General features: G+C 72.2%; 9 protein-coding genes. 5 read left to right on the top strand and 4 right to left on the bottom strand.

The features are described from left to right. The first annotated feature begins 11 nt into the window (after nt 1-11). The 4 genes from AB0J80_RS33960 to AB0J80_RS33945 all read left to right on the top strand — a co-directional run bounded on the left by AB0J80_RS33960 (nt 12) and on the right by AB0J80_RS33945 (nt 2,565). Complete coding sequence (locus AB0J80_RS33960) at nt 12-320, top strand: hypothetical protein (protein ID WP_364713362.1); 309 nt, start codon at nt 12-14, stop codon at nt 318-320. Continuing rightward, nucleotides 320-1,024 (top strand): class I SAM-dependent methyltransferase, encoded by a 705-nt coding sequence (locus AB0J80_RS33955; protein WP_364713360.1) that lies wholly within the window; start codon nt 320-322, stop codon nt 1,022-1,024. The genes AB0J80_RS33960 and AB0J80_RS33955 overlap by 1 nt, the downstream gene beginning before the upstream one ends. A 76-nt stretch (nt 1,025-1,100) precedes the next feature. Next, on the top strand, nt 1,101-1,697 hold the full coding sequence (locus AB0J80_RS33950) for a carboxymuconolactone decarboxylase family protein (protein WP_364713358.1): 597 nt from the start codon (nt 1,101-1,103) through the stop codon (nt 1,695-1,697). Next, nucleotides 1,687-2,565, top strand: coding sequence for an RNA polymerase sigma-70 factor (locus AB0J80_RS33945; protein ID WP_364713356.1), 879 nt, complete (start codon nt 1,687-1,689; stop codon nt 2,563-2,565). Before AB0J80_RS33950 ends, AB0J80_RS33945 begins: the two co-directional genes overlap by 11 nt. A 3-nt stretch (nt 2,566-2,568) precedes the next feature. On the opposite strand, the gene AB0J80_RS33940 is transcribed toward AB0J80_RS33945, so the two are convergent. From AB0J80_RS33940 to AB0J80_RS33925, 4 genes are all read right to left on the bottom strand, one after another. Next, nucleotides 2,569-3,351, bottom strand: a complete 783-nt coding sequence (locus AB0J80_RS33940) for a hypothetical protein (RefSeq protein WP_364713354.1) — start codon at nt 3,349-3,351, stop codon at nt 2,569-2,571. Nucleotides 3,352-3,485: 134 nt separating this feature from the next. Beyond that, on the bottom strand, nt 3,486-9,080 hold the full coding sequence (locus tag AB0J80_RS33935; RefSeq protein ID WP_364713352.1) for a peroxidase family protein: 5,595 nt from the start codon (nt 9,078-9,080) through the stop codon (nt 3,486-3,488). A gap of 142 nt (nt 9,081-9,222) precedes the next feature. Next, nucleotides 9,223-10,020 (bottom strand): hypothetical protein, encoded by a 798-nt coding sequence (locus AB0J80_RS33930; RefSeq protein WP_364713350.1) that lies wholly within the window; start codon nt 10,018-10,020, stop codon nt 9,223-9,225. Further along, nucleotides 10,020-11,690 (bottom strand): multicopper oxidase domain-containing protein, encoded by a 1,671-nt coding sequence (locus AB0J80_RS33925; protein WP_364713348.1) that lies wholly within the window; start codon nt 11,688-11,690, stop codon nt 10,020-10,022. Before AB0J80_RS33925 ends, AB0J80_RS33930 begins: the two co-directional genes overlap by 1 nt. Nucleotides 11,691-11,887: 197 nt before the next feature. Between AB0J80_RS33925 and AB0J80_RS33920 the strand changes: the two genes are divergently transcribed. Next, the gene (locus AB0J80_RS33920; RefSeq protein ID WP_364713346.1) at nt 11,888-13,615 is read left to right on the top strand and encodes a BTAD domain-containing putative transcriptional regulator; all 1,728 of its coding nucleotides are present in this window, start codon (nt 11,888-11,890) and stop codon (nt 13,613-13,615) included. Nucleotides 13,616-13,623: the final 8 nt, after the last annotated feature.

Here is a 13,623-nt window from a genome sequence, read left to right as displayed (position 1 = left end):
AGGGTGTCGGCATGTCGTCGCACCTCAGCCACGGCGCCTCCGGGGCGCTGCGCCGCTTCGCCGGATGGGTGGCACGCGGCTCGGTCGGCCACCCCCTGCTGGAGGGCATCGACTACTGGGACGACCTGCAGGACTCTCCCTCGCAGACGGAGACCTGCTTCGCCATCTTCGCCAACGTCCTCGAGCTCGACGACGACGGCGAGCCGCTCAACGAGAAGTACGCCGAACGCCGCGCCGCGACGTATCTCTACCAGTACTGCACCGGCACGCTCCCGCCCGGGGAGCCGGAGCTCGACGGCTGGGAGACGGCGCTCTACTGATGACGTCCGACGACCGGGTGCACCGCGTTCGGATGGTGCGTGACAGTCTCCTGCGCGAGGGACCGCCCTGGACCCGAGGTCCCGGGGACTTCGAGACCGTCACGCTCCCCCGGCACGACTGCGACCTCCTCCGCGACCTCCTCATCCGCGAGGGGGTCCGGAGTGTCGTCGAGGTGGGGCTCGCGTACGGCAGTTCCGCCCTCGCCATCGCCGAGGCGCTGCTGACGGTCGGCTGGCCCGAGCCGCGGCACATCGTCATCGACCCGTTCCAGGAGCAGGCGTACGCCGGCGTCGGGTGGGGCGCGCTCCGCTCGGCCGGACTCGACCCGGTCACCACCCTGCTGGCCGAGCCGTCGTCGAGCGCGCTGCCGCGACTGGCCGGCGAAGGACTCACGGCCGATGCGGCCTTCGTGGACGGCAGCCACCGCTTCCACGAGGTGTTCGTCGACCTGTACTTTCTCCGGAAGATCGTGCGGCCGGGCGGCCTGGTCGTCCTCGACGACGACTGGGCCCCCTCGGTGCGGACGGCGGTGCGCTACTACGAGCGGAACCTGGGCTGGACCGTGATCGCCGGCGCGTTCGCCGACGGCACCGTCCGGCGCCTCGGTGACGACCCCGCCGCCGAGACCGTGCCGCGGTGCCGGGCGCTGAGAATGCCCGACCCGCCGTTTGAGCCACCGTTCGAAGCCTTCCGCCCGTTCTGATCGTCTTCCTTCTCCGTCTGTCACGGATCGGCCCCGGCCGGTGTCTCCATGCCAGACCCGCAGGCGAGGAGGAGACATGACCAGCAGCACCCGCGTCCCCCAGGTTCCGATCACGGGCCTCTACGGCGCCGTCCTCAAGAGGTTCAGCAGGAAGATGTTCGGCGAGGTGCCCGACGCCCTCGGCGTGATGTGGCAGCACCGGCCCGTGCTCGCGTTCAGCCTCGGCCTCGGCCGCAGGGCCGGCAGGTGGCACGAGTGCGACGCGAACCTCAAGAGCTACGCCCACATGGCCGTGGCGTCGCTGATCGGCTGCTCGTTCTGCCTCGACCTCGGTCACTTCCAGGCGCACAACGACGGACTGGACGTCACCAAGGCCCGTGAGGTGCCGCGATGGCGGACGTCGGACGTGTTCACGCCCCTGGAGCGCGACGTCATGGAGTACGCCGAGGCGATGTCGCAGACGCCGCCGGCCGTCACCGACGAGCTGTCCGCCCGGCTGCTGGGGCGGCTCGGCGCCCCGGCGATGGTAGAGCTCACCGCGTGGGTCGCTCTGGCGAACCAGTACGCCCGGACGAACGTCGCGCTCGGCATCGAGGCTCAGGGCTTCTCGGCGGCATGCGGCCTCGCGCCCCTGCCCGGCCCCGGCGGCGTAGTTTCGCACCATGACCGGTGATCCGTTCGCCGCGCACCGAAGCCTGCTGTTCACGGTCGCCTACGAGATGCTCGGCTCCGCCGCCGACGCGGAGGACGTCGTGCAGGACACCTGGCTGCGGTGGGCGGGCCTCGATCCCGCCGCCCGGGCCGATGTGCGCGATCCGCGGGCCTACCTGGTACGGGTCGTGACGCGGCAGGCGCTGAACCGGCTGCGCACGCTGGCGCGGCGGCGCGAGGAGTACGTCGGCGAGTGGCTGCCGGAGCCCCTGCTGACCGGTCCCGACGTGGCCGAGGACGCGGAGCTCGCGGAGAGTGTCTCGTTCGCGATGCTGACCGTTCTGGAGACTCTCGGTCCCACCGAACGAGCGGTGTTCGTGCTTCGCGAGGTGTTCGACACCCCGTACGACGAGATCGCCGCGGCGGTCGGCAAGACGCCCGGCGCGGTGCGGCAGATCGCTCACCGTGCCCGGGGGTACGTCGCAGCGCGGCGCCCACGGACCCGGGTGAGCCCGGCCGAGCAGGGCATCGTCGTCGAGCGGTTCCTCGCCGCGGTTCGCGAGGGCGACCTGCAGGGGCTGCTGGACGTGCTCGCCCCCGACGTCGTCGTGGTGCCGGACGGCGGGGGCGTGGTCGCCGCGGCCCGCCGCCCGATCGTGGGGGCCGGCCGGGTGGCTGCCCTGCTCGCCGGCCTGGCCGGGCTGGCCGGCGGCCTCGACGTGCTGCCGGTGTCGCTCAACGGTGGCCCGGCGGCCCGGCTGGACCTGGGCGGCGAGCTGAACACGGTGCTGAGCCTGGTGGTCGACGGCGGCCGCATCGCGCGGATCTTCGCGGTCCGCAACCCGCACAAGCTGACCCGGCTGCACGAGGTGGCCGCGCTCAGCCGGTGATGTCTACGGGTGGGAGGTGACGACGCCGATCGTCGCCTGGCCGAGGGAACCGTCCAGCGGCCAGGTGCGTACGGTGAAGTCGCCTTCCTCCCGCAGCGGGCCGACGGTGAGGTCGCCCGGCCCGAACGCCACGCCGCGGTAGGCGACGGCGTCGCTCCGGGCCCGGCGCACCTCGATCCACAGGCCCGGGGCCGCGCCCGCCTCCCGTGTGGTCATGGCGAAGGCCGTCACGCGGAGGGCGACGAACTGGTCCGGCGTACCGGGGAAGCGCACGTCCTTGTCCTGGCCGACCCGGTCGTAGGCGACCGGGAGGCCGGGACCGTCGACCTCGGTCGTGCCGGCCACCTCGCGGGAGGAGACGGCGGCCGTGACCCGCAGGGTCGAGGTCGCCTGGATCGGCGCAAGGACCAGGGTGTACGTGCCGTCGCGGGTCAGGGTCGGCACCGGCACCCGGAACGTCGGCCGCACCTGCGGGCTCTCGGCGCTGAAGGCGGCCACGACCGCGCCGGTGGGATCGAGTACGGTGGCGCGGCTCGCATAGCCGCGCCAGGTGCCGTCGTCGAGCGGGATGTAGAGGCCGACGGAGAGGGTCTGCCCGGCCTGCGCCTCGAACGGGTAGCAGACGGCCAGGCCCGGGTCGCTGGTGAGGGCGTACGCGGCGCCGCCGTCGACGGTCAGCGGGCCACCGGCCTCGCAGGCGGGGCCGGAGGACGCTGCCGCGGGCGTGCCGAGGGCGGCGCCGAGCAGTGCGGCGGCCAGCACGGCCGTGAACCGGATTCGTCTCATGACGTCCACCCTCGACCCGGGATCCGGCCACGGGCCAGGGTTGTCGACGGGTCTTCATAGGACGTTGTCAGCCGCAAAAGACATGAATCCGGCGGTGCCGCAGGTGCGGCACCGCCGGAGTCGTGGTCGTGCGGTCAGCGGGTCTTGGCGGTGACCGTCCGTCCGGTGCCCGCGCCGGCCGCGTTGACGGCCTGGACGGTGCAGCGGTAGCGGGAGTTCGCCGCCCCGGCGAAGGTGAACGAGCGCGCCTTGCCGGACACGGTCGTCACGATCTCCGCGCCACGCGGGCTGCCGTCGGCGTTCAGCCGCTGCCGGACGATCCGGTACGCGGTGACCGGCGAGCCGCCCGTCGCCGTCGGCGCCGTCCACTTGAGGGTCGCGGTGACCGCTCCGCCGGCCGCGCCGGAGGTGCCGCTGAGGCTCTTCAGGCCGCCCGGAACCGTCCGCGGCGTGACCGTGGCCGAGGCGCGGGACAGGGCGCCCGCACCGATCTCGTTCACGGCCCGCACCCGGAAGCGGTACGCCGTGCCGTTGGCGAGCCCGGTCACCGCGAGGACGGAGGCCGTGGCGGGCGCGGTGCGCATGCCGCCGACGCGGGCGCCGGAGGCGGTGAGCACCTGGACCTCGTAGCGGACGACCGGCGAGCCGCCGTTGTCGGCCGGCGCGGTCCAGCGGACGATCGCGAGGCCCTTGCCGGCGATGACCTTACCGATCGCGGGGCTGCCCGGAGCGGTACGCGTGCCGGTGCCGGTGCCCGTGCCGGGGATCCCCGTACCGGGGGTACCCGTACCGGGCGTGCCCGTACCCGGAGTGCCCGTACCCGGAGTGCCCGCACCCGGAGTACCCGCACCCGGAGTACCCGCACCCGGAGTACCCGCACCCGGAGTACCCGCACCCGGAGTACCCGCACCCGGAGTACCCGCACCCGGAGTACCCGTGCCGGTGCCGATGCCCGGCACGACGCGGTTGGAGACGGCCGAGAACCCGCTGGCGCCGGCGGCGTTGACCGCGCGGACCCGGAAGGCGTACGCCGCACCGTTGGTCAGATCCGTGAAGGTGAGCTCGGTCGCGTCCGGCCCGGCCACGTCCACGCCGAGCACCGTGCCCGTCTCGTCCTCGAGCGCCTGCACCTCGTACCCGTAGACCGGGGTGCCGCCGTCGAAGGCCGGCGCCGTCCAGTGGACCACGGCCGTGCCGTTGCCGGCCGTCGCGGTGCCGATCGCCGGAGCGTCCGGTGCGATCGGGTGGACCGGCCGGGGGTCGGTCGTCGGCGTGGTCACCACCGGCGCCGGGTCGGCCGGGGTGGTGGGGGTGGTGACGACGGGAGCCGGGTTGGCCGGGGTCTCGCCCGCGTCCGGGGTCTCCTGCTCGGGACCCTCGCCCTCCGGGCCCTGCGCCGTGGCGGCCAGCGGTGTGACCGGCTGCGAGGCCGCGGTGAACTCGCCGGGGCCGGCCGCGGTGTTGGCGCGGATCCGGAAGGTCACCGGGACGCCGTTGGTGAGGCCGTCGACGACCAGGCTGCGGGCGGTGGCCGGCACGTCGGTCAGGACCGTGGTGGTGCCGTCGGTGCGCTCGAGCGTGAAGCCGGTGACGGCGTCGCCGGCGGTGTCGGCCGGCAGCGTCCAGACGACCGTGGCCTGGGCGTCGCCGGCGAAGGCCGAGATGCCCGCGAACGCCACCGGCGCGGTGACCTCCACCGTCTTGTCGGCGAACGCCAGCTTCTCGATGTTGCGCAGGGTGTCCGTGCCGTCGGGGCCGGAGACGACCAGCGCGTCGCCGAAAGGCTGGATGGCGTACTGGTCACTGGTGCGTGAGAAGACCGCGGTGTCCTGGCCGGACGGCGCCGTCAGGATCTCGCGTACCAGGAAGATGTTCCCGGGGTTGATCTTGCCGGCGAAGACGTCCGCCTGGAGCTCGGCCATGCTGCGCGCCGAGCGGATCTCCTTGCCGTCGGCGTCGCGGACGCTCAGGCGCACGCTCAGGTAGCGGTCGCCGTCGATGATGTCATTACCGCCGCGGCCCTCGATGGTGTCGTTGCCGGCACCGCCGAGCAGGATGTTGCCCTCGCCCCACACGTTGCCGTGCAGGTCACACGGGCGGCCGGTCTGGTTGGCCACCGCGGACGCCGGCGTCGGCAGGCTGGTGACGATGCGGTCGAGGCCGACGATCCGGGCGATGCCCGCGGCGTCGAGGGCGTCGCAGCCGAGGAAGCCGCCGCCGCCCACCTGTGACGGGATCACGTCGTCGCCGCGCAGGACGTCGTCGTGGGCGCCGCCGGAGAGGGCCTCGAGCTCGTTGTAGCGGTCGCGGACGCCCACCGTCAGGATGTCCAGCGGGATGAGCGAGAGGTTCAGGTCGGAGTTCATCGGCTGGTCGTCGCCGCCCTGCTCGGGGCTCGACGCGATGGACCAGTCGTAGCCGGAGCCGCCGGCGTTCTTCTCGATGCCGGGGCCCTGGACCCCGATGTCGTCGCCGCCCTCCATGTCGTAGTCGTCGTCGCCGCCCTGGCCGATCAGCACGTCGTGGCCGGGCTTGTTGGTGTCGTCGAGGAAGAACAGGCTGCCGCTGTCGCCCTGGAGCAGGTCCGGGGAGTTGCCGCCCTCCTCCCAGTCGTCGCCCGAGTCGCCCCAGGCCGCGTCCTCGCCGTCGCCGGCGATGAGGAAGTCGTCGCCCTCGCCGGCGAACGTGTCGTTGGCGTTGGCGCCGCCGTTGGTGAAGTCCTTGCCGGTGCCGCCGTTGACGATGTCCAGGCCCGGTCCCGCCTCGATGGCGTCGTTGCCGGGACCGCCCTTGGGCATGTCGTCGCCGCTGAGGTCGGTGATGACGTCGTCGCCCTCACCGCCGAGGGTGACGTCGTTGCCGGCGCCGCCCTCGAGGACGTCGTCGCCCTCGTTGCCCCAGACGGTGTCGTTGTCGTTGCCGGCGACGACCCGGTCCCGGTCCTCGGTGCCGTTGTAGACCGACTGGCCGTTGATGCCGGACGGGTCGACGCTGTTACGGGCGCGGTACTTGATGGTGCCGTCGGGCATGCGGATCAGCAGGGCCTGCTCGTCGCAGTCGGTGCCCGGGTCGTCGGCGACCCGGTTGCCGAGGGCCGCGTAGCCCGCCGGGGTGCCGGCCAGGTTCCCGAGCTGGAACTTGCAGTCGGAGGTGGAGAACACATCGGCCCGGAGGGTGTGCGCGGTGGTGTTCCGCATGATCAGCTCGGCGAACGAGTTGCCCTCGAGCTGGGTGCGCAGGTTCATGCCGGGCGTACGGGCCAGGTAGTAGAGCCGGTCGCCGTTCTGCAGGGCGGTGAGCTGGGTCTCGAAGACGTAGTCGAAGGTGCTGCCGAGCAGGCCGCCGAAGGGCTGCGTGGTCTCGGCCAGGCCGCCGACCCACAGGTCGACGTCGTCGAGGCCGGAGGTGGCCGTGGTCCAGGCGCCGGTGGCGTTCAGGAACGCGGCCGCGTCGTCCGGCGTCACGTCGCCCGGCTGCGGGTCGACGATCGCACGGGCCGCGTCCCGCTTGGCCTTCACGGTGGTCGCGGTGCGGATCGAGGGGTGCTTACCGTACGCGGCGACGAAGTTGACCAGCGACTCCGGGTGCTTGAGGTTCTCGCCGAAGTCCACCCAGCTGCGGTACGGCGCCAGCCGGCCGTCGTTGGTGCGCTCGTACAGGCTGCGGCGCATGGTGTTCAGCGACGGCACACCCTCGGAGCGGCCGCGGGCGATGTTGACCGCCGCGAGGTCCATCGGCAGGCCGAGGAGGTTGTCACGCAGCGTGTCCGTCATGAACTCGTCGAGCTCGTTGCCGACCTGGTCCGACATGCCCATGACGATCTCGCCGGCCGCTTGCTCGGGGCTCATCGTCCCGCCGTTGGTGTACGCGGGCGGGTTGAGGAACCCGTCGAGCAGCGACATCGAGTCGTCGGAGCCGTCCTCCGCGGTCCGGGCGATCGTCTCGGTCAGCATCGAGTGCCCGAAGCGGTAGACCGCGTGCGCGAACTCGGCGTAGATGGCGGGGTTGAGCTCGCTCTGCGTGAAGGCGAACGGCTGGAAGGGGTTGATCGCCGGCTGGATCTTGCGGGCGAACTCCTCGAAGACGAGGTGCTGGTACTCCATCTCGTCGATGAAGCGCGCGGCCTGGAAGATCCGCTCGCCGTTCCAGTCGTCGCCGAGCTTCCACTCGGCGAGCGCCGGGCCGCCGTCCTCGGTGAGGACCCGCTCGATGTCGCCGACGAGCCGCTCGTGCTCGGAGTGGAAGATCTGGTGGATGGACGTCAGGCCGATGTTCTCGTTGGCCCGGCCGTCACCGGCGATGTAGTGCGCGTCGAGCATCTCGTCGTCGTACGTGCCGGCGGGCTGGCTCGCGAAGTCCGCGGAGGCGGTGTGGTCGTCGTCGGCCCGGGGCGCGACCGGTGCGGTGGCCGGGTTGTGGTCGGCGTCGACCGGCGTCGGGTCGGCGTTGTGCGCGATGTCGGTGAGGAACGGCGTGTCGAAGTGCAGCGTGTCCGCCGGCACCGCCACCGGGTTCGCCCGGTCGCCCTCGACGAGGCCGTGGCGGGTCACGTACTGGGGCAGGCCGCGGGCGGGACCGGGGACGAACTTGCCGTACGGGTCGGTCAGGATCTGCGGCACGTCCAGGACGTCGGCGTCGGTGAGCGCGAGGCCCAGCAGCTCGCGGGCCTGCCGCTTGGTCTCCGCCCAGGTGGGCAGGCCACCGGCGGCGCCCGACAGCAGCCGGCCGGTGGAGACCGTACGGCCGGCCGGGTCCTGGGCGTACTCGCGGAGGAAGACCTGGTGGGCGGCGTGCGAGGTGTACGTCTGCGACAGGTCCACGAACGGGGTGTCGGTGTTCCGGGCGTCCTGCACGTCGTCGGCGGTGCCGAGCTTGCCGTCGGCGCCGGGCTGGTTGGCGGCGCGGGTCAGGGCCATGAACCGCATCGACGGGGGCACGTACCGCGCGTCGCCGGGCTTCGGGTCGTCGGCCGTACCGGGGACGCGGTCGGCGCCGGCGATCAGCGGGTCGTCGGCGCGCAGCGGGACGATGACCGTGCCGCCGCCCTTGACCGTCTGGTCGATGCCGTGGTCGAAGAACTGCCCGAAGAGGGTGAACCACGAGTTGTACGGGGCGCTGAGCCCGACGTCGGTGGTCACGTTGGGGATGAACAGCGTCTGGCCGTCGGTCGCCGGGGTCGTGGTGCCCTTGGTCTGGCTGCGGACCGGGTTGCCCGCCGCCGCGACCGCCGCCGGGTTGGCCGCCGTCTGGTCCACGATCAGGTTGCTGATCACCCGCGGCTGGGAGTCGACGACCGTGTTGGCGGCCTTCTTGTCCGCGTACGTGGTGGGGAAGGCGGGGCTGCCGGGGCCGAAGAGGCCCGCGGGGGCGTTCTCGGCGGCCTTGAAGTCCTTGCCGGCAAGGCGGGGGAAGGCCTGGTCGGCGGCGCCGTGCTTCTCCTGCCCGGCGACGAGGTTGTTGCACGTCCCGTCGACGGTGCGCAGGCCCATCGAGAGCAGCGGGCTGGGCAGCTGGTGGGGACCGGTGCCCAGCAGCGCGCCGCAGGGGCCGGTCTCGCTGGTGGTGGCCGCGGCGTGCGCCTCGGCGATCTTGATCTGCTTGAGGATGTACGCGAGATCGGCCGGGGTGACGGTGAAGCCCTGACCGGCCGGCGCCGCGGTGGCCGGCGTGGCGATCAGGGTCGTGGCGAGCAGGGCGCCTACGGCGATGCTGACGGGCAGTTTCTTCATGGACGCGTTCTCCGGGGAGTCAGGGGGAAGCGCTGATGGCTCACATCCTGGAGATCACCGGTGTGGTCGCCCTCACGTCCGGCTGAGCACAGGCTGAAGCCGCCCCCGGAACACCGGAGGCGGCTTCAGCCGTGCGACAGGTTCAGCCGTGGTGACCGCCGTGGCCACCACCGGACTCGGTCAGGTTCGGGGCGCCCTGGGACAGGTCCACGCCCGGCCCGGGCAGGTTCGGCGACACCGACACCCGCTCGGCGGCCACGTTCGCGGCACGGCCCAGCGCCTCGCGCACCGACTGGATCTGGCCGTCGCTGAGGATGGCACCGAAGTAGCGCACCGTCAGCCCGGACTCCTGCACCGTGGAGACGTAGTGGTTCAGCGAGTCCGACAGCATGCCCTCGCGGTCCGCGCGGGCCCGCACCTCGGCCGGCGAGGTGCCCGGGGCGGGCACGACCGCGAACGTGAGGTCGTGCACCAGCACCGGCTGCACGATGTAGAACGCCACCGTCCGCGGCTGGTGGTCCCGCATGAACGCCTCGGCGTGCGGCACGGACACGTTCTCCGGCAGCACGAACGTCATCTCGGGCACCAGGTACTCGAGCATCTCCGGGCTGAACACCGCGAAGGTGGCCTCCGCGAGCTCGCCGGCGCCGGACTGGCGCGCCGCCGCCTTCAGCTCCCGGGTGATCTGCCCGCGATCCGCACCCTTGGCGGGATGGATCGCGATCGCCGCCCGCTGCCGCACCATGGCGCCGTCGAAGGTCGTCGTGGCGAGCTCGTCGCCGGCGTCGTCGCTGATCACCCCGGCGGGCTTGAGGGCCGGCTGCGCGTCGGCGGTGGCGAACCAGCCGCCGGAGCGGAGCACGACGCCTGCGCCCACCACGACCAGGGCCACGAGCAGCACCCGCCACAGCCGGGTGCGGATCGTCGTCAGGGCGCCCATCAGGTGCCCAGCGGGTAGCTGGGGGCGTACACGACGGGCTTCTCCGGCTCATCGTCCAGGTGCGGCTTGTCGGAGTTGATCGGGTCGTTGACGTTGATGTCGCCGACCGCGAACTGGATCATCATGTCGTTGTCCTCGTGGATGAGGTTGTGACAGTGCGTCATGTAGCGGCCTCCGGCGTTGCCGTCGCCGGTCGTGAACTGCATGAGCGCCGTCACGGTCTCGTTCTCGCCCAGGTAGAAGACGTCCTTGCCGCCGCCCTCCCACGCGTGCGCCTTGCGGTCGGGCGTGGTGTTACGCGCGATGATCTTGGCGTCGATGAGGTGGATGTGCAGCGGGTGGTACCAGCCGCCCGACTCGTTGACCAGGTCCCAGATCTCCACGTCGTACGGCTTCGGGTTCGCGAACACCCGCTGGAAGTTGGTGTTCTCGACGTCCTCCCAGGTCTCCCCGTTGACGGTCCAGATGCCGTGCTTGCGCTCCAGGCGCATCGTCCGGCGCGCCTTGGCCATCTCCGGCTTCAGGTTGTTGACCTCGATCGCGCCCCGGTTCATGAACGGCTGCGGGCCGAGGTCGAGGGTCGTGGGGATCACGTACGGGTCCGGGCCGGCCGAGTCGGCGACGACCTCGAACTGCATGACCTTGCCGGTGTTGGCGAAGTCGACGTTGTTCTTGTTGCTCAGGTTCCTCAGCTCGATCTTCTGTCCCGGCTTGTACTTCCGGAAGTCGATGAGGATCTCGTACCGCTCGGCCGGGGCGTGCCGGTAGGAGGGCACGGCGTTGACCTTCGGCGTCATCCCGGCGTCGGTCGCCACGACGTACAGCGGGTCGCCGGTGCTGAGCGTGAACCGGTACGAACGGGAGATGCTGGCCACCAGCATGCGGAACCGGTAGACCCGGGGCTTGACCCGCATCTTCGGCCACGGCACGCCGTTGACGAGGATGACGTCGCCCATGAAGCCGGCGTTGTCCTCGCCGTCGAAGGCCACCGAGCCGTCGGCCTTGAACGCCATGTCGCTGACGACCATCGGGACCTCGTACTCGCCCTGCGGGAGCTGGGCGCGCTCGTACGGGTCGCTCAGGTGGTACATGCCCGCCAGGCCGGAGAACACGTTCTGGGCCGTGGTCATGTGGTTGTGGTCGTGGTACCAGAGCGTGCGGGCCTGCTGCCAGTTCGGGTACTTGTAGTCCTTGCACTCCCCCGGCTTGGTCTGGTCGTTCGCGTAGCCGTCGTACTGCGGCAGCGACGCCGAGCCGTGCAGGTGGGTCACGGTGCTGAAGGGCTTGCCGTGCAGCGGGTTGACCGTCAGCTTGTTCGCGATCCGGACCTCCGTGCGGGTGCCCTGCGGCACCTTGATGGTCGGGCCGGGGAAGATCCCGTTGTAGCCGGCGATCCGGGTGGTCAGGCCGGGGACGATGTTCGCCTCTCCCCAGCACTGGGTCAGCCGGTAGCGGTGGAACGGGCCCTTCTCGTCGACGCCCTGCTCGGTCGGCATGAGCACCGGCGGGCGCCGGAACATGTTCGTAAACGGCGTGGGGGTGTTCTTCGAGGCCAGGGCGCTGCCCTTGGCGATGACCGCACCACCGGCGGCGGCGACGATCAGCCCTCCGCCACCGACCGCCAACGCGCCCTTGAGCAGGCCGCGCCGGCTCACGTTTCCTTGACTCATCCGAACTCCAAGCAAAGAGGCGTGCAAGTGATCGCAGACCTTAGGCACCGCCTCTGAAGTGCTCCGTTGGTCTTCCTGGAGGCGCCGCTGGATCGACGGCGGCCACTTCAGCCGGGCCTCAGCGGCGAGCCGATGGGCGCGGAATCGTTCAGCTTCGGCGGCGGCTGCCGATCTGGTCCCGGCGAGGAGGTGGGTGGATGCGCGTCTGTGTGCTCGGACAGTTGACGGTGACCAACGGCGAAGGCGTGATCCTGCCCGCCGGCGAGCTGCCGCGCCGCGCCCGGCAGGTGCTGGGGGTTCTCGCCGCCCGGCACGACCGGATCCAGTCGAAGGACGCCCTCGCCGACGCGGTGTGGGGCATGAAGCTGCCCGGCAACCACGTGGCGGCCCTCGAGCACTACGTGTCGGTGATCCGGCGGCGCCTGCAGCCCGAGGGCAACGCGGCGTCGTGGTTCATCGTGACCCGCAACAGCGGCTACCTGTTCGACACCGGCCGCGCGGAGCTCGACCTCGCCGAGCTGCGGGCCGCCATCCGCAGCCTGGACGAGATGCCGCCCGAGGGCCTCGAGCGCCTCGCCGCCCACGCCGGCATCCTCAACCTCGCCCGCCAGCTGCCGTTCCCGGAGGACCCGTACGCCGACTGGGCCGAGGCAGCCCGTGCCGAGGTGCAGTTCGCCGGCGTCAACTCGCTGCTCGAGCTGGCCAAGGCGGCGCTGCACACCGACCCCGCCCGGTCCCTGCGCCTCGCGCTGGACGCCATCGAGCTCAGCCCGTACCTGGAGTCCGGGTACGAGGCGGCGATGGCCGCGGCGGTGGCCATGGAACGCCCCGACGAGGCGCTGCGCATCTTCGACCGCTGCCGCAAGGTGCTCGACGAGGAGCTCGGCGTACCGCCGTCGCCCGGTCTGGTCCGGCTGCAGCGCGCGGTGCTGGCCGAGCGGCACGCCACCGCGGCCAAGGCGGAGCCCGTACGGGCCCCTGCGGCACCGGTGCTCCTCAAGGCGCCGGCCGCCGCGCCTCAGGACCGCTTCCTCGGCCGGGTCACCCAGCTCACGGTGCTCTTCGGGCCGGACGCGCCCCGGATCGTGCACGTCGTCGGTCCGGCCGGCTCGGGCAAGTCCGCCTTCCTCGCCGAGATCGCCCGGCACGCCCCCGGCCGGACCGGCGCCGGGCACGGCGACTCGTCGGCCGGCGTGCTGCGGCTGGCCTGGCTGCGCGCCGCGCTGACCGAGCTGGGCGCCGGCCCGGACGTGCTGGAGGCCGTGGACGCGGGCGGGGACCGGCCGCTGCGCCGCGACGAGCTGGAGCTGGTCGGCACGGTCCTCGCGGGGCCCGAGCCGGTCTTCCTGGCCGTCGACGACGCCCAGGACCTGGACCGCACCAGCGTCGCCGAGCTGGCGTGGCTGAACCGGCACTGCCCGGCGCTGCGCATCGTGCTGACGTACTGCTACCCGTCCCAGATCGTCGGCCGCCCGCTGGCCACCCTGAACACGCCGCTGGTGCTGCGGCTGGCCCCGCTGACCGCCGAGGAGCTGGAGCCGCTGGGTGATCCCACCCTGGCCGGGCGCAGCGGCGGCATCCCGGCGCTGGTCGCCGTGGCGTCACGGCCGCCGGAGATCGCGCACGCGGTGGCGATGCAGATCGCCCGCGCGCGTACCCGGTGGATGCCGGAGCTGGCGTGGGAGGTCCTGCGGTCGTGCGCGGTGCTCGGCCCGCTGAGCACCGCCGATCTCGCGCCGATCACCGGCCGGCCGGTGCCCGAGCTGCTGTCCTGCATCGACAGCCTCGTGCACGCCGCCCTGCTCAGTGAGGGGCCGGAGGGCGAGGTGCAGCATCGCAGCTCGATGATCGGCGACGCCATCGCCGAGCAGGTGTCGTCCGCGTCCAGCGCGCACCTGCGCAAACAGCTGGCGGCGGCCTCCTGACTTCGGAG

Source organism: Actinoplanes sp. NPDC049548 (genome assembly GCF_040676695.1).
Classification (GTDB): Bacteria; Actinomycetota; Actinomycetes; order Mycobacteriales; family Micromonosporaceae; genus Actinoplanes.
This window is presented reverse-complemented; position numbering and strand designations above follow the sequence as displayed.